Here is a 20,713-nt window from a genome sequence, read left to right as displayed (position 1 = left end):
AGGTGGTCAGATGTTAAGCAGTAAAAAAAGGAAGTCCCCTACAAATATCAAAGAATCGCTCAATGATAACGCTGACCGTTTTTATAAGATGTTTCGCATTCATACCACGGCAAAAGTTGCTATGTCGCTAATTGCCATGACCGCTGTAGGGTTTTCTTTCTACAATCTTTACGAACAATGGCAGGACGCTGAAGGGAAGAAAGACCATATAGCTGTAATACGGATTTCTGGCGAGATGGGTACCGGCTCGGAAACGGGCGATGGAACAGTGATCGCAACAGCTCTTGCCAAAGCTTACAATAATCCCCATGCCAAAGCAGTTATTATCGAGGCAGAGTCAGGTGGTGGTGGTCCCTCTGACGCCATCATTATTTACCGCCAGATAAACGCGCTTAAAAACCACCAGCCACAGATTGAACGCGTATCAGATGCCGGTGGCTCTCTTTCATCTGTAGCCGCTGACAAGAGTAACAAAACCGGGAGCACAGAACGTGGCGATGAAGCACGGTCGAAGCAAAACTCCCTCGAAGTACTCTCCAGCGGTACCGGTCGTTTTTTCTCTGATATCGCAGACTCATATAAACCAATCATCGTTAGTGTGAAAGGCATATGCGCATCCGCATGCTATTACGCGGTATCGCCCGCTGATGCAATTTATGCCGACAGTAATGCCCTGATCGGTTCTATCGGTGTGCGTATGGACCACTGGAATCTGTCAGAGATCATGAGCACAGTAGGCGTCAAGAATGAGCCCCTTACGGCCGGTGAGTTCAAAGATGCTCTTGACCCCTTCCACCCATTGTCCGATTCAACGAGGGAGTTCATGCAGAAGGAGATCCTGAACACGATGCATGAAAAATTTATAACTGATGTTGAACTTGGACGGGGTAAAAAGCTTCTCTCGCGTCATGATGCCGATGCTGTTTCTCTCTATTCAGGCCGTGTATGGCCAACACCTCAGGCAGTTAAGTACGGCCTGGTGGATGGAGATCTTACGTCAGTAGAGATCCGTACACGTCTTTCAAAAATGTACTCCACTGACACGTTCAAAAACTACAATGAGCCTCATCGTAATCTCCGTTCTGCACTCGGCATGCTGATGAGCCTGTCTTCAAATATTGAGAGCCTTACCGGTACCACTACCCGCTTAGTAGAATCTGTTAATGCCACCAGCTACCCCTCTGTGAGGTAACATGGATGCTTTCAATCTGCTGTGGAGCATTACGGGGGTAGCTTTCATTATCCTTATTTTCGTCGTGTTGCTGTGTCTGTTGGGATTTATGACCTCTGCCATAGCGGAACGGCGGACTGCAAAGGCAATTGAATCTGGGCTTCCTGAAGAAGCTCAGGGGCTACTTAGTGATCTCACCTTTCAGTTGTCGGCTCATAGCACTACGCAGGTTGATCACATTCTCGTAGCCCCACATGGTATATACGTCATAGAGCAGAAAAACTACGTAGGCAAGCTCTACGGTACTCTGGAGGAAAGCCACTGGCGGAAATGGACTCAGTCCCGAACCCTCAAGTTGCAGAACCCGTTTAAGCAAAACCAGGGGCACATCAGGGCTATTCAGTCTGCTCTTAAGGCTAGAGAACTGGAATGTATCAATGTCGTCATCATAAACGGACGTTGTAAGTTTGATGGCATCAAGCCGGAATGGTTATGTATGGGGATGGACGATTTTATCCATAAAGTCAAACAACGACGAGGGCTACGGTTGTTCACACCGGAGTCTGTTCAGCACATCTGTTCGGTGTTGAAGTCAACAAGGAAGTCGCCAGGGCTCTATACGGACCTTACTCATATTCATAACATAACGACAAAGTACAAAGCCCCGATGAAATTCGAGCAACGAGTAACATACATTCTGCTCAACTTTATCCATTATCTGTGGGCAAGTCTGTTCACTAAGCAGAAGCCTTAGCGCTCTATCATTGGTAAGGCTGTAAAATGTCTGCAAAAGGCCCCATCGGTAAATTGTTGGGGCTTTTTCTTTGCGTAGTTCTGATACGGTTTATCCTGTGGAGCATTATGGCCACCAGCCAGCTGGTGACTGGCCAACGCTTTGTATGACGTAGCCTACTCAGGGCAGGCTATTTTAGAGGGACCGATTTTTATCCGGGCTAATTTAGAAAGAGATAATTTGAACTTAGGCGGGCTGACCACCAGCAGAGAGGTAAATCACTAGCCGGTGATATTGACAGAAGTCGTCAGGGGTTTAACGCCGGAATATTTTGCCAGGCCTCCTGCAAGGTCTGCAAGACTTCTACAAGTGATAGTGACGGCCACAGGACTGTTTCCGTCATTATCACTCCAGGTGGCTCGCACTCTACTGGTACCAGAATTAAAACAACACGAGTTCCTTTTACCTGGTAGGCAAGGTTTACTGCCGGTTGGCGGTAGGAGGCCAGTACACCCTCACCATATTGAGCAGGGTTACTTGCCCAGTTCCGCACCATTGCATACACCTGAGGCATATACCGACTATCCAGATCCCCTTTGGGCCGTCTGAACGGCACGATTTCTTCTGAGCGGTAGGTGGTCGTTGTTGTATTGGTTGTCATCTTTGTCACCTCCCCTGTTCGTCCATTTAGAGTTTTAAGCTGCTTTACACATCACACTCAACTGATTATTTAAGCTGGTCATCGTCTCTGGCCAGCATAGCCCAACCATTCGCCTGGTTTTCGCGGGAGTAAGGATTCATTTCAAAATAACTATCTACCGCGTCGCTGTCCGCAACAGAACTGTTGTTAGCTCTCTTTGAACCCTGAACCACTACAGCATCAACCTCTGCGGCTTTCCCGTTGCGCTGTACCAGGATTTTAACCGTATTGGGCTTACGTCTTGCGAGCAGTTTGTTGGCGATAAAAAGCACAACAATCCAGGCCAAAAGCACGTATAAAAATGTATTCATAATGCCCTCCTTTGTATGTGATTATTATACCTGCTTCCATTGCAGGCCAAACAGGTTCGGTGCATGAAAAATAGACTTCTCTCCGGCGTATAGCAATCTACTTACTGATCTGTTTTCGTATCAAACTGTATGGCATAACCGAGGGGCGTACGTGGTGAGTCAGAAAGTTACTTTTCCGTAATAGTTAATTTCAGATCCTTCTTCCAGTTACGCTTCAGTATAAAACCGATACCCTCTAATTCAGCATCCTTCACGTTTAATACGCTTCACTTTAAGGCAGGGCTTTTCGGTTGAAATGAATTCTTTTTCCGGTTGCTGGACATGGGTTTCATCCTGATAGTTAAAGTTGCAGGCTATCAGTCACCACCACCACCTCCGTCACCTCCTCCACCGCCACCATCACAACCACCAGCTATGCTATTTTCACCATTACAATCACCTCCGAGGGGGTTCAAATGGCTGCTCCCCTGTAGATGGTGTCCTTGCCAGATCGAACCCGAACCAGCGCCTCCTGAGCGTCTTTGCTTGCCCTGAGGCAATTGTGCAGGCTCACCAGCACCGGCGGTACCAAAAATGTCCCGGGCAATTTTATAAAGAAGGTAAAAAGGTACGCCCAGCATCATAAAAAAGATTACTGAAAATATTACACGTTCCATTGATGATCTCCTGTCTTGTGAGAGACCAGTTATATCAGGGTGATTCAGTATTTCCGTTTAGAAAAGAGTACTAATTTGGCCCTGTTCGCTCTTAATTTGCCATCCGGGAAAAAGTCATAGGGATAGGCCTGCCAGAGTCAATAACTTCCAGTGATCTGGAGGAGACCCCGGCTCTCTGAGCCCTCATGGATGGTACGGCTTTACCCCTTGTAAACAGATTCACGTTCCGCAGGACAAACATCGACTACTGACGTCTCATATTTGCTGACGCTAATCCGACGTCTCATTGCCGTCTGCTTGTTTTCTTTAAAGGGTGTATTAGACGAATATCAAATCGGAATGGTAGGGGATGTGTGGGCACCATGCCCGGCCCTCTTTGAGCATCTGAGAGATTGGAGACCTAGCCGGGTAAGATAGCTACTTTCTTACGGGTTACCCTTCAAATCCAAAGACGAAACGGACGCTGCCGTTCTCCACGTGGAGACGCTTTACTTCTTCGACAAATTCCTGGATCACCTCTCCGGCGTTATCGGGTGGTATGGCTGACAAAATTTCTTCCGAAGTCAGCCATGAGTATGAATGTTCACCGAATAAATCATCATCTTCGGACGGTATATCATCAGGTAATCCGCGTAATGCGTGGATAAAAACTGCTGATGTGCTCGCCCTTTCACGATCTACATCAAATCCGAGCCAGGCAAAGTGGAGATATGATCGGTCCCCTTTATAATTGCTTGATAAATTAATCCATTTACCAGGCTTTTCTTCCCTTTGAAATCGCCAGCAGATATCAACGCCCATTAAGAAACTCCATTACTATCGTTCGTATGAGATAACTATCATTTCAGAATACTATGACTTCTTCCCGTATAGAACTAATCGCTCACGCCATTTAGCTACTTACTTTTTTTACGTACGCTTGCAGCGCAGTACCTTGAGAGAAGTAAGTAAGACTGGGCGAAGCCAACCGGTTCCGCCACCTCGCTCACCGGCTTTTAGGCGTAAGCACTGAAGTCAGCCTCCATGCTAACTGGCGAGCCTGCGAAAGTCAGACTCGTTGTTATAAAGCGGCATATCGTAAGCAGTGTCTGAAATGAACATTCGGATCTGCTCAAGCGTCATGCCACAATGAAAACGGGTTACGCTCACATTGGCCCGGGGGAAGTCAGCACAAAATGCATTCAAAACATTCTCATGGACAATACCAATGTTGATTAACGCAGCTGGCCCGTTGTCACGGAAAGATACGACACGGAATCCCCCATACCAGCCTGACTGGGAGAAAAATGAAAATGCACTCGTTGCCAGACCATTAGACAGGTCATAGCGCAATTTCCCGCTCAGAGACTGGCTGTCTCTGCTGTACACGCGATTAATGAAAATGCCGGGACCAACTTCTACCGGCTGCTTGTTGCTTGCTAAACACGGAAAGCCCACCAGCGAAACCTCCCTTTCTCCTAACCAGTTTACCTGATACCCGGCAGTGAGAAAGTCAGTCAGTTCTACGCCAGAAAGAGCATTAATGGCCGCAATATCGGTATCCAAAATATTTACGTTTTTCATATTCATCTCATCTATATTCTAAAGTGCGTTTTTTGTCTATCAGCCCGAGGATTGAAAATTTGAATATTTAATGTGACAGAAAAATACCTGTCACCTTTTCAAAAACTGCCTGCAATTGAATATCGAGAGAGTCCATTTTAAAATCCACCAGCTCAGCTTTATTATCGCAAACCGAATAAAAATAGGAGTCAAATGCGTCTGTATCTTCATCTTTAAAAATACGGAAGGAATTAATTTTATTATGCCCTTCAAATTCGGCATGAATACCATAGCGAACCGAGCCGTCATCGAACTGAACAACCCGTCGTACAGAATTAATCCGGACGTACTGTTTTAAGGCCCTCGCGAAATCGGCATTTAACGCCAACGCTCGTAAGATTGAATCAGCGGTTTCATTCTGCTTTTTACGATCATATTCAAACATCCCACAGCCGGTGTTACGAAAGACCGGCTGAAGAGCATTAACCAGGTTGAAGGAATCCACGTTTCTGTCGTTTCTGTACATGAGATATCTCCTGCCCCTCCGCTATACGAAGGGGCTTGATAGGGTTACTGCCAGGCTGCGATCACTTCTTCGCACTGGAAATGAGATAAGCACTGCTGGAGTAAAAGGGCCAGCACCGCTGTGTTAGGGACGCGATTGTTACACCACGCGTTGAATAGCAGCTGCCATGGACCGGCATAATACCCGGCCAGTTTCTTTTTTTGTTTATCTGTGCAGCAGCTGGAAATGGCCTGCTGATAAAGGCTTTCATTCTCGGCACCAGAGCGTTGTTGCAGTGCCTGATAAATATAGGAGTAGACAGAATCGGAGCAATTAGATGCATAGGCCAGATTGGTTTTCATAATACCTCCTGTGTTTTTGGGTATTATATAAAACTCCGACCTACTGGCTAATAACCCACACTGTAATTTCTTTTAAAAACACAATAAATTTTCAAAATTGGACCAGTGTGGATTTAAGCGAGCAGTTTAAATCTTTATGAACTAGCTTTCAAAGAGGTTGGTTTTTCGGGAAGTTTTTTGCCAGACCAGCATGTTGTTTTTTTTTCTGTAGTGCAGATTAGCTGGTACCTGCCCCTTCTTACCTCTTTGAGCAATGACTGTTTGAAATATGGTAAGCCCAGTTCAAAAACCCAGTAACGACCGTCTGCAAAAACGACTGAATTTTCAACGCCATCCGAAGCCACCAAGGATGCATCATTAAGTAGACGTTCTTCATAATGAAATGGTAATGAAAATGTCAGATATAACGCACAAAGTACAAAGATTCCTGTGAGACTAACTGCCAGTGAACCACAATAACCAGAATAAACATTTAAATTTCTTTTGATAAATTTCTCATGCAAGATTACAAGCAGACAGAATACACAAGCTACCAGCCCAAATCCTACATGCAGATAAAACTGTCTTATTTCATCATTCCAGACGATGTTGTCCCATTTCGTGCTTAAGATTGAACCCAACAAGGAGATAATAAAAGCGGCAATTTGAGAACTGATAAAGTAGGAGAAAGCTGACTTTGAAGTTATTTTTTTCATAGAAACAGGAACCTCTTTACCTCGTTCCTGATCAGAGAAAAGACACAAAACGCACCATGCGCAAAAAACTGCAAGTCCAGATGCAATAATCTCGCGTAAAAACATATTAAACGTTTCCGATAATGAATAAGTAATTACCATATCCTCTCCGTAAGTCTACATATAATTCAGACGTGACAAATAATTAAAGGCATTGCTATTCTATCATTATGCATTGCGTTTAAAATCATTTCTAATTCAGCAGAGTAGCGATACAGGCATTTCGCTATCCTAAAATCTGGTAGCTTTCCATTTCCTTGCTGAGATAAATCAAAATAATTCTATTTATTGCCTATTCGGATGCTGCAAAACCTTATAAATCCGGATGTATATCACTTAACAGTGAACCATTCGGTGACTTGCTCTCCGTGAGGTCCACCGGGTTTATCCAGTAGGGAACATTCTGCTTTTACCGTTTACTGCATACGCGAGCAGGAATTCTGTTGCAGTTCTGCATTTGCCTGCTTTTCCAGTGCTGTCATAACCCGGCGGAGCATCGCCAGAGCCTGAACAGGCGAGCTCCCAAACTGCACTTTCACTTCATCCGTATCATGATCCTGAATCAGGTCGAGGATGTTCACTTCGATCCCTGCCCCGTTTTCATCTTTTGCCGTGCACTGAATACTTACCCGGGTCACCGAATCCGTCAGGACTGGCAGTGGGTTAGTCTTGTCTACGTTGATAAAAGCCTTCTTCATTGCCCTGTTTCCCCTTGTCCTGAAAAAGTTACCGACCCGTCCGGATGGAGGGGTCGGTCAGAAAATCATGCCTGTCCCTTATTCATCTTCTCAGCATGCTTACGCAGGTACTCTTTCAGGTCAGCATGAGCATTGATGATATCGTTCATTTCATCATTGGTCAGAACAAGCGTGTAAGTATCAGTGCTGACAGATTCACCTTCTTTAAGCTTGGCTTCTTCAGCAATACGTTCAAAAATCGGGATCGCGGTGTCGGCAATGACGGTCACGGTCTTTTTGTTCAGAACGCTGGACATGGATGGTGCTTTACCTGCCGGGTTCTGTTTAGGAGCGCTGTCCTTTGGAGCCGGAGCTGGTTCCTGTACCGGTGGCGTAACCAGCGTCTCTGTATTGCTTTCATCATTCAGTTGATCCGGTACCGGGGTGTTAACGGTAGCATTACCTGCCGGTTGCTCATCACCGGAGTTTTCCGGAGTCTGCGGATCTGCCATGCGCTCTTCTACCTTGGCAGCTTTGACGAATTTCAGCGTGTTTTTCGTCGCTTTACCATAGATGGAGATCGCCTTGTTGATGTTATCTACCGCATCCTCACCGCTGTACATATACTCGTCCAGCGCAACGTACATGCTCACCTGATCGCTCACAAGCATGGTCTGTAGTTCAGAAGGCAGGTCCAGTACGCGAACCATCTGGCGAAGATGCTGCTCTGATTTACCACGTTTTTTTGCCAGTTCCGCAAAGGTCTTAGGCTCTTCTTTATCTTCAACAAGACGCTTAATTGAAAGCGCTTCAGCTACGACAGACAGCGCCAGGTTGGAGTTGCCGGTCAGGGTGAAGAGTTCTGCTTTTGAAGCGCTACCGCGAAACTCTTCGCAGCGAATACGAGTAATGCGTTCACGCCCTTCTGCTTCCAGCTGGCGGTTTGCAATAGCGATGGAACGGATACGGCAAGCCCCCTGACGCAGTACAGGTACGCCATTAACCATCTGAACAACGATAGGCGTCACGCTGAACGGGTCTTCCATGTAGGCATCGGCCAGGCTGTTCAGGTGTTCCACAACGTGAGGCATTGAATAGTAGAGCTCGCCCATACCGGCCGTGCGGGTGTTAAAGCCTTCCTGCTCTACAACAACCGAAGGGTCAATGATAAGGCCGTTACCTTTACGGGCACCGTTACCAGTGCGTTCCAGGTAACCACGAAGGCTGATTTCGTTGCTGTTGTTTTTTACTTCAGTTTCGATTGCGGACATTTTTGTTCTCTCTTTTGGTTGGTTGTTTAACTGCGCTACAACACAACAATACCAGGTTCGACATTTTTTCTAATAGGTTGCACAGAAGAAAAAGTAACTTTTCTTAAAAAAAATTCCTGAGACAATACTACTCGATCCGTCCGTTTTAAATCTTCACAACAGTGGGCCGTTTTTACGTTTAAGCAAAATAGCTGGTTCAGAAGGTGAGTCGGAGAGAAAAGTTACTTTTCCGGTTGTCTGGGCCAGTGATGAGAGAGTGGCAGGACAGGAATGGCTAAACCGGTGCGGGTCTCTTGTAAGTCGCAGGGGATTGAGGAGATATAGAGGTAAACCGGTACGTTCAGTTTTTGGATTGAGCCGGGCTTTTGGCCCGGGCTTAAGGAAGCGGAAATTTGAACGAACTGGCAGGTAATGATTTATGCCGCCGACAGCTGGCCGTCAGTGCTTTGCTGTTCTGGTTTGACAGTTGGGGGATAACCGGCAGTTAGCCGCTGGCATTCCGCATCACAGAAAGCCCTGAGGTTGCTGAAGACGGACTCCATGAAATCAGCATGAGCATACGAGTCTACAGGACGTGTCTTGTTATCTTTCATCTTGTTCTCCTCAATCATTATTAAAACCAGCGGATTTAGTTCCTGGCGCTCCATCTGCTGACCGGCTTTCCCAGAGAGCAGCGATGTGTCGGGTTCTGTTTCTCATTTTATCGTTTTCATCGGGCCCATCCGGCCGTATAAGAGACCGATTTGGCATGTTTAAGAAACGTACTGGCGACATTAAAAGCTGAGGTTGGCTTTGGAATAAAAGGATACTTTTCCCGTTTGTCAGGTCTTTCGCTACCGCTGCACGATGATTCTGTCAGGCATTCTGCGCCCTCCTTGGCTGTACATCTTGAAACAAGCGGTGGGATGTTCCCTTCCCCCTGCTCACCGCAGAATAATTGGCAAGTCCCGACGGTCGTTCCGTACGAGCCGGGTCCAAATAATGAATAAATACAACGCCACTTCAATTGTATTGACAATAGAAGTTAGGAGGATCATAGTGTCATTCATGGTGCGGCTTTCGCACCACCGCCCCGGCGGTACCGGGCAGAACTGGAGTACCTCATGAAACTTTCCCGTCAGACGACTTCTGATACTTCTGTTGATGGCCGTTCACGCGCATATGCCTGGGGCCGTGTCCATTATTTCATTATCGAACATGCACCAATGGCTGAGCTGGTCGCTATTGACGAGCTGCTGGAAAAAGCTGGCTGGAGCAATGACGGCTGTCCGAACTATGAGAAAGATGACGAGTTTGGTAATGCTGGTTACAGCTGTGGTTACTGGATCGATATTGACAGCGTGGGAAGCTTCAAGGCTGACTACAAACGTCTTAAGGGTGAGATTAGTGCGCATATCGCCTCAAAGGCGGCAGAGGTGGAGATCCGCGTACTGGACTCGATGTCCGACAAAGAATGTAAAGATGTTGCCTCGGTGGCATGTACTGTTCGCCGTGACTTACGTACGCAGTCCGAATCGCTTCATTCACTGCGTACTATCGTAACGGTTGATCATTACAATCCCTATGTGATCACCAGCCGCCCGCTGAGCATTTCCGCCTGGACACTTATCCACGACTGTCTGAAAACCGGCACCATCAATGACGTCTGTTCACGGTTGAGTTCATTAATCCTGCACTCTGAAGCCGCGATTGCCCGTTGTAAGGGAAGCTCCGACTACTCTTCGGAACACGCTCAGCTATCGTTTTTTGCTGGTAACGACTATGTCACCAGACGCACCCTTGTTGATGCAGCTCACGAAGAGGCTCTGCGAATGAACCGCCGCTTTGATGAACGTATTGCAATGAACGCGGATTCTGATGCCAGAAGGCTCCAGTGCGAATTCAACCTGAGCAACCATGTCGTACAGCGTCGGACCGTTGAATCTGCTCATATCCAGGCAATCAACGAAGACGTCACCCGTTCACAGGCGGAACCACGCTGCCCTGGAAAGCTTCTTCTGAAAATGACCAGTCATGAGGAAGTGCGGGACTCACTGAGCACCTGTTAGTCCAGCGACACCCCCTGCGGCTCTACTACCGGGCCGCAGTCTGCTCCGGCCAGATGGTGCCAGTGGCGTAATGAATTTGTTTAATAAGGCTGAGTATGATGAATAAAGAACAACTAATCGACAAACTGGAACGCGTGGTATGTGGTCAGTACTCCTACGAAATGCAGGAGCTTGCGTATTCGGCCCTCTGCTGCATTAAAGGCACCCCGGACGACTGCGCTAAGTTCCCTGTTACGCGTCCGCTGCCTGACACCTTAGTGGACGTATGGGACGAGATCGGGCAATACCTTGGCACAGGCAAAGCCATTGAAACTCGCAGTTGCGGCGTTTCGCTTCTGCTTCATGGACACTGCTACGATTCAAATCATGTGCTGTACTGGCGCAATGCTGGCGCACTTCCAGCAGCTTGCGATACGCCACTGGCTGGTGGGTCTCGCAAACTGTTCACCTGCTCAGCCTGTGGAGTGGACGGTCTGGATGAACCACCTGAAACCAGTTGCCACTGCTGCACAGAGGGGGCCCACTGGATTGAGAGCAGGCTCTTCACCTCCGGGCAGGCAGACCCTGAAGAATTTAGACCCGTGGCGGTCGTGAAAGAGTGTGCAGGCTCAACGCCGGATGATCGGCTCATCTGGAGCGTGATTGAACAGCTCAACGGCGAACTGGCGGAAGGCGATAAACTATTTAAGCAACGCTGACAGATCACGTCAGCATTTATATCAGACGAACTCCAGAATAATTTAAAGCAACCATGAACATGAAAAAGCCCAAAGCTGCATTACAGAATGCCATGAAAGAAGATGTGCCAGCTGTGACACAGATTCAGATGCGATCTACGGTTTCCAGAAAGGTTCGCTATGTAAAACAGGCAAATCGAGAGGGTCTGAAATTATCTGAGTGGATGTCGCGGCATCTCGACGCTGTCTGTGATACCGCAGATGAGATTCATAAAGGCAAACGCTCAACTCCGGTTGCGCCTGGGAAGATTCCCCCTGAGGTATACCAGGTGATATACGATCAGTGCGGCGGGTTCGTGGAGTGTGATGCTAATGCCCAGGTAATCTGGGAAGCCTGCCGTGATGCCATTCTTAACGGAGACAAAGGGTAAACGGCAGGTATCGCCTGTCATTTTTACCCTTGTGAGGAAAATCCTGATGAACCATGAGAGCCGAACTGTATACCTGAACACGGCCATTGAGGCCCTGTTGAAAGCTGAGGCGGCTCTGAACGAGCTGGCATTAGCCTATGTACTCAAACCAGGTGAAAAGGCAAGCGCATGCCATCCCCGAACCGGTACGCTTTCCACAGCTTCCCAGGTAAGAAAACTTCGCCGTGTTCTAGAAAAAAACAAGTTATGACGGCCCTTATACGCTGGCATAATGTACCGTGCTTCGCTCATCCCAGCAGTATGGGTTTTAAACTCTTCCATTTTTAAGAGTACGGGAAGAGCCTTATTATTGTCGCATACCCTACGGATGCATTGCAGTTCAAACCGCTGTTCGGTGCAATTATTGCTGTATCCGGCGGATTTGAAAATGACAGAAATAGTGATGTAAAGCTCCGCCATTAAAGAAATGCCCCGTAGTTTGGCGAATCAACTTTCTGAATTATCTCGATGAACACCATTTAAGGAAATCGAATGTGTGATTTTTGCAGGGCTGACGAAAATTACTTTCATATGGCAGAATGCGTGTATGACCAACTGGTTAAAGAGTATCCCGTAATGTGGCTGCGGGATTCAACCCGGATCGGGGCCTGCTACCTCTGTCGAGAACTGCTGTCGCCGGAGGGGATGGTCCTGGCGATGCAGAGCGCTTTCCCTGCGAAGGGATGGCGGCTGCGTATTTGGTACAATGAAACCATTGACGAAGAGATAGAACCGCAGCGTGGAGACTGTATTGAGCTGTCCTCCAGGGCGGACGCTCTGCTGTCCTTCATGTCGTTCCAGGAAAAGGTTTAGCGCTGCGGCCCCCCTCACAAAAAGGCGCTTTCCGCGACAAATCTGGTACGACCGGACAACGTTGAGTCAATTCTTGCTTCCCCGCAGAAGAATCCCTATGAAGTAAAGTAGAGGTAGGCATTACGCCCACCAGCAAACCTGATAACTGTTCTTTGCGTAACATCCTCAAACTTCTGGTGCCTTCGTAGACTGCGATGCGAATGCCCATGAGCTGAATTCACCGTATCATTTGACCGGATGCAGCGAGAACAGAAATGACAATGTTTGAACGATTTGCCAGACGGCCATAAAACTCTACTGGGTACAGAATAAGGACTGACCGCAATGGCTACGTTCTATGAGCTACCGACCAGTGAGAAGTCCATTGTTTCCGGTACGTGCCCGGACGAGCACCGGTGAAATTTTTCCCGACTGGATTACGCTAAGGCTTTTGAACGGTTTGCGTGAAGTGGGACTCTTTGGGTCTGGTTCTTGATTTATACAAAAGGCTATATGCCACAAGACGGGAGGAAAAAAGGGTTTCCCCGACTGGAGAAACCCTTTCAAAAGGTGCCGATGGCATACTAATCCACACCCCGAAAAGAGGGGGTTGCCCCCCTCTTTGTCAGCTACTTACCGGATTCGTAGGCCAGGATAGCAGATACCTCCCTTGTTCCGTCTTTCATCCGCAACTCGCAAAGCGAGTTTCGTGTGAGCCAGGTGAATATCAACAGCGTTAAACAAACTATTAATATGCACAAAACAATGGGTTGGTTCGGCATTTTCATGGCCTTCTTCTCCTGTCAACGCAAAGCAGAAGTGTCACCATCGGTGCGAAACAGAGATGTCATGCTTTGGTTCAGAGAATGCGTTTGACCGCCTCGCTATATACTTCCGAGCGTTCTCTTTTCCCAACAGAAATCACGAAAACGACAACTTTCTCGTCTATAACCTGGTATACAAGGCGATAGCCTGAAGACCGGAGCTTAATCTTGTAACAATCAGGCATACCACGGAGCTTGTTTGCTTCAATCCGGGGTGACTCAAGTACTTCAACCAGCTTCTTTTTCAACTGTTCACGTACCGTCGAGCCCAGCTTTCGCCATTCCTTTAGTGCCCGCTCGTCAAAATCCAGAAAATACGCCATCAGAGTTCATCCAGCGTCACACGTACTGGCTTAGGATTACGAAGTCGTTCTTTCACTATCTCCACAAGTTCAGCATCTTCATCACTCAGGAGTGTCTGTTTGAACGGCAAGCGTTCATTGTCAGCGATATACTCGAGCATGAGACGAAGCGCTTCAGAAGGAGTTACGCCCATTTTTTCAAGCGCGGCGTAAGAACGCGCTTTAAGTTCATCGTCAATACGTAGGTTAATGCTACCCATGTCTTACACCCCTTGTAATTACAAATGTCATTACAAGTATCGCACTACAACATGCTTAGGGCAAGTCACGAAGTAAGTCAGAAAGTAGTCGTAAGAACGGTGATCACTGTCCGCTTTGTGCCAGAAGCGGACTTTTTAAAAATATTGCGTGCCCAACAATTGGGCGCAGGTCACATCAAGTACCCTCAGAATTATAGAGAATACCTGAAATTTTTGTAGAGCGAGGTTTGTTACCCTGCCCGACCAGCGACATGTGGTTAGTTTAGTGATCAGAAATGTCGAGCGTTTGGTCGTTCATTGACGCGGGATCTTCCAACGGTTCCACATGAGTGGTGATATGGATAAAAGGCAGTGCGGTGCGGATATCATTCTCTATACGCTCGGCCCAGTCGTGCCCATATTGAACAGTCCATCGCCCAGGAACTAGGATGTGCATTGTCATAAACGCCCGCCCGCCAGCCTGGCGTGTACGTAGTGCATGGAAATCAAGCCCCTGTTCACGATATCCTGCCAGCAGTGACTCGATTTTTTTGAGTTCTTCCGTGGGTAGCGATACGTCCATCAGACCTGCAGCTGAACGACTCATAAGCTGATAACCAGTCCAAACGATGTTGGCTGCGACCAGCAATGCAACGATCGGATCGACCCAAAACCAGCCGGTCAGATAAACCAGTCCGACACCAAAAATGACACCGACCGACGTCCAGACATCGGTCAGCAGGTGATGAGCATCTGCCTCAAGAGTGATAGAGTTGTGCTGCCTGCCAGCCCTTAACAAAATGCGAGCCGTCACAAAATTAAGGATTGATGCGACTGTTGAAACCAGTAATCCGAGACCAATCTCCTCAAGCGGCTGTGGAGTTAACATCCGCTCAACTGCGGTATAGGCGATACTGGCTGCCGCCAATAGGATCAGAAATCCTTCGAAAGCACTCGAGAAATATTCGGCTTTGCCGTGCCCATATGCATGGTTCTCATCGGCCGGAAGCGCAGCCAAGGTCAGCATCCAGAGCGCCATTAGGGCTCCTGCGAGGTTAACTACGGATTCGATGGCATCAGATAGCAGACCGACCGAACCGGTCATTTTCCACGCCACACCTTTGAGTCCGATAGTGGCAATAGCCGTGGCAATGGAAAGCCAAGCGTAGTGCGTCAGCGGACGAGGTAACCCTTTTGTTTTAGTCATTATTAACTTCCTAAAATAGGACGACTAACTCACATTTCTATCCATGATAGATAATTAAACAATCATTTCGCCATGAATATTTTTTCGTTTTTATTAAATTTAATTAAAAAGTCTCTGCAAGTGCTGTTTCATCTTCTAGTAAACTAAATTTTATTTTTAGGGTTTTCTTCAACTTGAAGTAATATTATCTCACAACAGATTAGTCACTTAGGTTAACTGAGCGGCTTTTATATTTTTCAATTAAAATATGCAAAACTCCCATTGCACCATGTGCATAAAAATAGACCTCAATGAAAGTAGTAAAGAACTTATGCCAGTGGATTACTGTTTCAGCCAGATTTGACTGCATGGTATTCAACAAGAACCATAGGCCACCTGAAAGTGCTACAATTAGCAATGCTAGAACTCCAAATCCTTGGATTGTACTGGCAATACCTCCCGAATGTGCATCGGGCAGTCGGAAACTAGTCAACGTTTTTATATCTTGCTTAATACCACTAAAGTCAAGCCCTACCCATGAAAAATAATAAGTAAAACCTCTTTGAGTAAGCATCCAACTTAACATAATAAAACCACAAATAATCAGTCCTAACCCTGAAATAATGTGCATCCAGGTTATAACTCCTTCAAGACTATGTTCACCAATTGCTTCGGTCTCTGTCAGATTAGAGTTAATAATTTGTGATAATATTAGAAATGCCACAATGATGTGAAGAATACGAAAAAAAGGAGCGTAATCATGGGGTAATAGATTCCAGAGTCGCAATTTCATTAATGAGTCCTTAGTAAATTTATCGATGATCTTAATCATACAAAAGAATTATTAGGATAACCTTAATTCTTAAAATTGCAGCAGGCATTAGTTCACCTCTGATATGGCCACTTGCGAAATGGGAATGGTAACTGTTATTACTATGTGTTTACTTGCTGTTCTTGTTACGCAGCCCCTTAAACACATTACTTTCAAATATGATTTCCTGCTGGGTTTAAATATGTGTCTTTCTATAGTGCGGCAACCTATTTTTACACCAACTCATGAATTAAATAAGAATCATAAATTAAATGAGAGGTTTAATTCTCTTGCTTAACGCGATGATATTAAATGGAAATTTTAATTTTTGTAATTTATTAAACAGTTAGAATGAGACATGGTAAATACGATCTTCCTTTAGATAATTCTGATAGCACTTTTTCTACTGGGCAGTCTGCAATGTCCGCTTCACGCCCTGAGACATTCGACAAGCTTTTTATGGCTTCAGTAAGGGCGAGTGTCTCGCTTCGAGAGCCAGCAAATATTTCGCTTCGTCATAACAGGTTCTGGCCTTCCAGCAGCGGTAAATGATCCTTATCCATTTGAACGCCAGTGCCCGGATCGCAGACTGATGAGATTTGCCCTTTTCTCTAAGGCCCTGATAATACAGTTTGGCCCAGTATGATGAATTAACCGTCTTGGCAGCCCATTCAACAAAGGTCTGCCTGACGAACTTGGCACATTGCCATCGCCAGTGAACCCATGATTTTTGGCCGCTTCGTTCGGTCACCGGTGCTATACCTGCGTAGTTTTGAATTTCTTCAGCGCTGTTAAACCGGTCACGATTATCACCAAGTGCAGCAAGCATCCGTGGGCCCATGCACGGTCCCATGCCCGGAAGTGATTTGAACAGCCCCGCATCTGGCAATGTGTCAAACAGCGTTTCGATTCGTTCGTCATAGGTTTTGATGATTTCACTCACGACTTTAATTTGTGTCGCCAGTGCTGCTGCCATCAAAGCATTAGCCTCTATAACACTCGGGTCTGTAGTCAATGGGATCGCATTATCAATACTCGCAACACGTTGCTCGGTAAGGGCCATAGCGCGACCACCTTTGGCATTCAGAAAGTTGCGGATCGTGTCGCGTCTGGCTCGTTTCAGTTGTTGCAGACTGGGCCACCGGATAATCAGCTCACACAACAGTAAGCTACCCCGATGTGAGAACCACTCCAGTGGCTGAGGATAATACTGTTTAAGCGTGTTGATTATCCGGTTCACAAAGCGTCGTTTATCTTCAACCAACTGACGACGTTGCTCAACCAGTTGCTGAAGTAAGCGAATATCCGCATTGTCGGGTTCAATAGCTTTTATCTTCTGGGGGTAACGCAGCATTAACTCTAATGCCAGCTCGGCATCCTGCGGATCATCTTTAGCGCCGCTGGGCGAGAAGGCTTGCCGATAACGAGCCAGGGACAATGCGTGGACGGGGAAAACGGTGATAAAGGGGTATTTTTGAAGAGCATATACCACGGGGCCCTTCTTCAGTTCGAGAGCTATTGCGATTCTACCTTTTACTTTCTGGTGTAACTCAGTAAGCCAGGCATCAAGCGCTTCTGCTGTATGTTCAATCACATCGAATACGCGTTCACCGTTTTTAAACTGAACACAGACATCGTGTTTTTTATCAGCCCAGTCCAGACCAACGTGCGCAGCAAATTGATTAGTCACAGTCATCACCAACTCCTTTTTATCGGGGATTGGTATGCATTCCACGCTCTTCGAAAGAAATATAGCCAGCAGTTTATCTGCATGCCCTGAGTATTCGTTAGCGAACGTGGAGCACCTACTGGCTCGAAAGAAAAGCGGCGATCATCACATGATTCTCGCTCAATATTCGTAACCAGTAAGCGCATACCCTGAATCACTTCAAAGTGTAATTCTCAGGGTACGAATGACTATATCTCGCTCTTAGCGGACATTAGCATAGGCTATTTACCATAACGCCGCATTACGCGTACCGCTCAGACGGCCTGAGCGCGTTTCTGACGTGTCCCCGTTAAAAACAGTAACAAACCACCCGAAAATGCACGCCAGAAACGCTACGTAAGAATCTATCCTATGACTGGATATGCACTCAACTGAATAACGCCTGGTTTCAGTCCATTTTATCGGGATCAGCCTTCTTTCTGGGTAATTTAGGGGGCTTCACTTGCTGATTACTTTGCGTGCGGCGCGTGAGCCAAGGATGGTCAGCTTTAGGTTTTACGTAGAATTTTGAGCGTAAATCAAAACGGGCATTATCCACACGTTCATGGACACTTTTTTCATCATCCAGTGGTATAGGCTCCGGGCCATCAACATATTTTTCCCATCCCAACGCTTTCCCATCATACAGAACCTTAATTTCACCGTTAAAGCTTTCGCATACCGTGACAACCGAATGCCGAAGTCGATATCCCCGGCCTTCACTGCGAATCTGAAACGCACTGCTTTTGTACTGGAAAGTGAGATTTTTGGAGAGAACGCGCTTCGCCTGGAGGCTGAAGATATAACCCAGTTCCTCTTCAGAATGGTGTACATCAAGATGGGCGTTATCAGCAATACGAGGCGGCGTAGCAAACCGGTTGTTATAGGCTTCAATAAAGGTCGGCAACCATGCGTTTGCTGTTTCAATATCACTGATACCCTGAAGCCGCATTTCTTTGACCAGCCTGTCCTGCAGTGTCTGATTGGCACGCTCTACCCGCCCTTTTGCCTGCGGGCTGTTGGCATGGATTGGCTCGATGCCCAGTGTCTTTATCGCACGTGTGAACTGAGTCAACTCTCCTTCCCGCTCCGGGTTATTTACTCTGAATATACTGTGTCTGTCAGAATAGAGAGCCAGTGGTACGCCATGATCATTAAGGTAACCCCGGAGGGTTTCCATGTAAGCCCGGGTTGTTTCTGCAGGAGCGAATCGTAGCGCCATCAGAGCGCTGGTAGCATCATCGATAAAGACTATCAGTGTGCATTTGGGGCCCCGACCTTCAAACCAGTCATGAGGCGAGCCATCAATCTGGATGAGTTCACCGTAGGATGGGCGCCGCATCCGGCGCTGATAAATTCGGGCAAACTTACGACGACGTTCGCGCCATATGCCCTCCTCTACCATCCACTTCCTGAGAGTTTCAATGGATAAACACAAGCCGTGTATCTCGCGCAATTTTTCGCACGCAAGCGTAGGTCCAAAATCAGCGTAGCGGCCTTTGAGGAGTGAAATTACTGTTGCTCTGAATTCGGTAGAAAAGGAATTATTGGGACGCTTTCCACGTCGGCGGGAAACTAGACCAGAAGGCCCTTCATTTCTATACCGTTGCACCAGACGTTTAACCTGCCGAATAGAAATGCCAATGCGTGCCGCAGCTTGTTCCTGAGTAATATGGCGATTAAGTGACTCCTGAATAATGTGAAGTCGGTCGAGTTCCTTATGACTCATCGTAACAGTCTCTTTGATCATGAAAAATCCCCCAGAGAATTGTCTGGGGACATTTTAGAATGGTTCAAAGGGGACATTACAGCTTGGTGTTAACAATGGCCTTCTTCTCCTTGCATTTAAGCAGGCAAGAGGCTACTCTGAATGTGACTAGCATACAGGGGCCTCGGGTTAATTGAAAAATTACTCGGGGCTTTCTGCTTTTACCACAGTCAAACAGTGTTACCGCTGGCTGGGGCAAAAGCCTCCAGCACCAGCGTTATTATACCACCCTGCCCTGATCAGCCAAACACCCCGCCTACATAAATTACTGATTTTTCATTTATTTGACATGATTCACTTCCGGTTGTCGGCGAAAGTCATTTTATACTAAAGAAAAGGGTAACGGGCAGCTGCTGGGTCGGAACATACAGTGCAGTTCCTGCCCGTTTAATTTCCGGATGCAATGGTAGGATCAGGAGGCACTGCTTCCGTTGATTAGGGAAATCTTATGTGCCTGAATACGGCTGTATTCGAGATGGGATGCAATATTACAGATGCGCTCCAGTCGATCATGCAGCCTCGTGTAGGTCAGTCGATGAATACCGGACATTTCATCAAGTAGCCAGCGCTTGATGTAAGGGTTACAGGAAAGCCGGGCAAGATCGTCGTCATCCACTTCGTCAAAGAACCAGTACTGCTCCATCGGGACTACCTGAAATATCCACGGCCGGGGATAGTCCCCTGTGACAACCAAAAACCATGCAAGAAAGCATAGACACAGCTCAACGACCATAAGCATCGAAAATTGCGAATAACTTAGACCGGGCACATAGGGTGAACTATCCGCAACATACCCCCTGAGCAATTCCGCCACAAGGTAGCCCAATAGCGTCAAGGCCAGCATCAGGGTCAGGATTAATCCCCCATTAAACGCTACCGAAGCCTTTTGAACCCGATCAGGTGCTGTCCGGCTGCGATAGTTGGTCACTACTCTTTCTACAAGTGCCCTTATGGCAGCCTGTTCTTTACTGACATCAGCTCCGGAAAAACCGGACGGGCTTTTATTTAATTCAGTCATACCCCACTCCTGTTATGTGCTCTACTTAACAAACACGTAGATCATACAGAGCTCACGGACGCACTCCTGCCAGATAAAGGAGGGAATTTGGCTGTAAGACGGTTAGCCAACAGTTCAGGTTATGCGTGGGATCCGCCCAGTCAGAAAGGATTCCGTTAATAACAGGCAAGGTTAAAGGCAGATGGACGGTGAAATTGTGGGTGCTAAA

General features: G+C 47.0%; 26 protein-coding genes and 1 pseudogene. 8 read left to right on the top strand and 19 right to left on the bottom strand.

The features are described from left to right. Positions 1-10 precede the first annotated feature (10 nt). Positions 11-1,192 (top strand): S49 family peptidase, encoded by a 1,182-nt coding sequence (locus tag L3069_RS24375; RefSeq protein WP_000952985.1) that lies wholly within the window; start codon positions 11-13, stop codon positions 1,190-1,192. A 1-nt stretch (position 1,193) separates the two neighbouring features. Then, positions 1,194-1,925 (top strand): nuclease-related domain-containing protein, encoded by a 732-nt coding sequence (locus tag L3069_RS24370; RefSeq protein WP_000338612.1) that lies wholly within the window; start codon positions 1,194-1,196, stop codon positions 1,923-1,925. A gap of 286 nt (positions 1,926-2,211) precedes the next feature. On the opposite strand, the gene L3069_RS24365 is transcribed toward L3069_RS24370, so the two are convergent. From L3069_RS24365 to L3069_RS24315, 11 genes are all read right to left on the bottom strand, one after another. After that, entirely contained in the window at positions 2,212-2,565 is a 354-nt protein-coding gene (locus tag L3069_RS24365) for a hypothetical protein (RefSeq protein ID WP_000210769.1), read from the bottom strand. 65 nt (positions 2,566-2,630) lie between these two features. Next, positions 2,631-2,915 (bottom strand): hypothetical protein, encoded by a 285-nt coding sequence (locus tag L3069_RS24360; RefSeq protein WP_001091367.1) that lies wholly within the window; start codon positions 2,913-2,915, stop codon positions 2,631-2,633. A 356-nt stretch (positions 2,916-3,271) separates the two neighbouring features. Beyond that, complete coding sequence (locus tag L3069_RS24355; RefSeq protein ID WP_000442693.1) at positions 3,272-3,571, bottom strand: hypothetical protein; 300 nt, start codon at positions 3,569-3,571, stop codon at positions 3,272-3,274. 432 nt (positions 3,572-4,003) lie between these two features. Continuing rightward, positions 4,004-4,372 (bottom strand): hypothetical protein, encoded by a 369-nt coding sequence (locus L3069_RS24350; protein ID WP_000537761.1) that lies wholly within the window; start codon positions 4,370-4,372, stop codon positions 4,004-4,006. 225 nt (positions 4,373-4,597) lie between these two features. Further along, a complete protein-coding gene (locus L3069_RS24345) occupies positions 4,598-5,134 on the bottom strand; it encodes a hypothetical protein (protein ID WP_000800251.1) in 537 nt (178 codons plus the stop codon). A gap of 67 nt (positions 5,135-5,201) precedes the next feature. Next, positions 5,202-5,639, bottom strand: a complete 438-nt coding sequence (locus tag L3069_RS24340) for a hypothetical protein (protein WP_000286108.1) — start codon at positions 5,637-5,639, stop codon at positions 5,202-5,204. A gap of 44 nt (positions 5,640-5,683) precedes the next feature. Then, complete coding sequence (locus L3069_RS24335; RefSeq protein ID WP_000856246.1) at positions 5,684-5,980, bottom strand: hypothetical protein; 297 nt, start codon at positions 5,978-5,980, stop codon at positions 5,684-5,686. Positions 5,981-6,114: 134 nt separating this feature from the next. Further along, positions 6,115-6,816: a hypothetical protein gene (locus L3069_RS24330; RefSeq protein WP_004248818.1), complete on the bottom strand. Its 702-nt coding sequence runs from the start codon at positions 6,814-6,816 to the stop codon at positions 6,115-6,117. A gap of 314 nt (positions 6,817-7,130) precedes the next feature. Then, the gene (locus tag L3069_RS24325; RefSeq protein WP_000708863.1) at positions 7,131-7,412 is read right to left on the bottom strand and encodes a hypothetical protein; all 282 of its coding nucleotides are present in this window, start codon (positions 7,410-7,412) and stop codon (positions 7,131-7,133) included. A gap of 65 nt (positions 7,413-7,477) precedes the next feature. Next, positions 7,478-8,662 (bottom strand): hypothetical protein, encoded by a 1,185-nt coding sequence (locus L3069_RS24320; protein WP_001272971.1) that lies wholly within the window; start codon positions 8,660-8,662, stop codon positions 7,478-7,480. A 416-nt stretch (positions 8,663-9,078) separates the two neighbouring features. After that, on the bottom strand, positions 9,079-9,255 hold the full coding sequence (locus tag L3069_RS24315) for a hypothetical protein (RefSeq protein ID WP_001371930.1): 177 nt from the start codon (positions 9,253-9,255) through the stop codon (positions 9,079-9,081). A gap of 510 nt (positions 9,256-9,765) precedes the next feature. Between L3069_RS24315 and L3069_RS24310 the strand changes: the two genes are divergently transcribed. The 5 genes from L3069_RS24310 to L3069_RS24290 all read left to right on the top strand — a co-directional run bounded on the left by L3069_RS24310 (position 9,766) and on the right by L3069_RS24290 (position 12,670). Beyond that, positions 9,766-10,710, top strand: coding sequence for a DUF5417 domain-containing protein (locus L3069_RS24310; protein ID WP_000778029.1), 945 nt, complete (start codon positions 9,766-9,768; stop codon positions 10,708-10,710). A 95-nt stretch (positions 10,711-10,805) separates the two neighbouring features. After that, a complete protein-coding gene (locus L3069_RS24305; protein WP_012695474.1) occupies positions 10,806-11,408 on the top strand; it encodes a hypothetical protein in 603 nt (200 codons plus the stop codon). 59 nt (positions 11,409-11,467) lie between these two features. Then, a complete protein-coding gene (locus L3069_RS24300; RefSeq protein ID WP_000743059.1) occupies positions 11,468-11,818 on the top strand; it encodes a hypothetical protein in 351 nt (116 codons plus the stop codon). Positions 11,819-11,864: 46 nt separating this feature from the next. Then, on the top strand, positions 11,865-12,068 hold the full coding sequence (locus L3069_RS24295; protein ID WP_001015183.1) for a hypothetical protein: 204 nt from the start codon (positions 11,865-11,867) through the stop codon (positions 12,066-12,068). Positions 12,069-12,349: 281 nt separating this feature from the next. Beyond that, complete coding sequence (locus L3069_RS24290; protein ID WP_000332796.1) at positions 12,350-12,670, top strand: hypothetical protein; 321 nt, start codon at positions 12,350-12,352, stop codon at positions 12,668-12,670. 608 nt (positions 12,671-13,278) lie between these two features. Here L3069_RS24290 and L3069_RS24285 read toward each other — a convergent pair. The 3 genes from L3069_RS24285 to relB all read right to left on the bottom strand — a co-directional run bounded on the left by L3069_RS24285 (position 13,279) and on the right by relB (position 14,035). Further along, complete coding sequence (locus L3069_RS24285) at positions 13,279-13,437, bottom strand: type I toxin-antitoxin system Hok family toxin (RefSeq protein ID WP_001447866.1); 159 nt, start codon at positions 13,435-13,437, stop codon at positions 13,279-13,281. Between the two features lie 71 nt (positions 13,438-13,508). Further along, on the bottom strand, positions 13,509-13,796 hold the full coding sequence (gene relE, locus L3069_RS24280) for a type II toxin-antitoxin system mRNA interferase RelE (protein ID WP_000323025.1): 288 nt from the start codon (positions 13,794-13,796) through the stop codon (positions 13,509-13,511). After that, complete coding sequence (gene relB, locus L3069_RS24275) at positions 13,796-14,035, bottom strand: type II toxin-antitoxin system antitoxin RelB (protein ID WP_000534858.1); 240 nt, start codon at positions 14,033-14,035, stop codon at positions 13,796-13,798. Before relB ends, relE begins: the two co-directional genes overlap by 1 nt. Positions 14,036-14,059: 24 nt before the next feature. Between relB and L3069_RS24270 the strand changes: the two are divergent. Beyond that, positions 14,060-14,176: pseudogene (locus tag L3069_RS24270) on the top strand (hypothetical protein); the annotation flags it as partial. Positions 14,177-14,297: 121 nt separating this feature from the next. Here L3069_RS24270 and L3069_RS24265 read toward each other — a convergent pair. The 5 genes from L3069_RS24265 to L3069_RS24245 all read right to left on the bottom strand — a co-directional run bounded on the left by L3069_RS24265 (position 14,298) and on the right by L3069_RS24245 (position 20,505). Next, on the bottom strand, positions 14,298-15,221 hold the full coding sequence (locus tag L3069_RS24265; RefSeq protein ID WP_000167917.1) for a cation diffusion facilitator family transporter: 924 nt from the start codon (positions 15,219-15,221) through the stop codon (positions 14,298-14,300). Between the two features lie 199 nt (positions 15,222-15,420). Next, a complete protein-coding gene (locus tag L3069_RS24260; RefSeq protein WP_001515348.1) occupies positions 15,421-15,993 on the bottom strand; it encodes a cytochrome b/b6 domain-containing protein in 573 nt (190 codons plus the stop codon). A 475-nt stretch (positions 15,994-16,468) separates the two neighbouring features. Continuing rightward, positions 16,469-17,707 carry an IS110-like element ISEsa2 family transposase gene (locus tag L3069_RS24255; protein WP_000219087.1) on the bottom strand — a complete coding sequence of 413 codons (1,239 nt, stop codon included), beginning with the start codon at positions 17,705-17,707 and terminating at the stop codon, positions 16,469-16,471. A 421-nt stretch (positions 17,708-18,128) separates the two neighbouring features. Further along, positions 18,129-19,469, bottom strand: coding sequence for an ISNCY family transposase (locus L3069_RS24250; RefSeq protein ID WP_000589001.1), 1,341 nt, complete (start codon positions 19,467-19,469; stop codon positions 18,129-18,131). Positions 19,470-19,899: 430 nt separating this feature from the next. Beyond that, positions 19,900-20,505: a hypothetical protein gene (locus L3069_RS24245; RefSeq protein ID WP_000137794.1), complete on the bottom strand. Its 606-nt coding sequence runs from the start codon at positions 20,503-20,505 to the stop codon at positions 19,900-19,902. Positions 20,506-20,713: the final 208 nt, after the last annotated feature.

It is taken from the genome of Enterobacter cloacae complex sp. ECL411 (genome assembly GCF_021869665.1).
GTDB classification, from domain to species: Bacteria; Pseudomonadota; Gammaproteobacteria; order Enterobacterales; family Enterobacteriaceae; genus Enterobacter; species Enterobacter intestinihominis.
The sequence above is the reverse complement of the archived record's forward strand: the minus strand, read 5'-3'. Positions and strand labels throughout refer to the sequence as shown.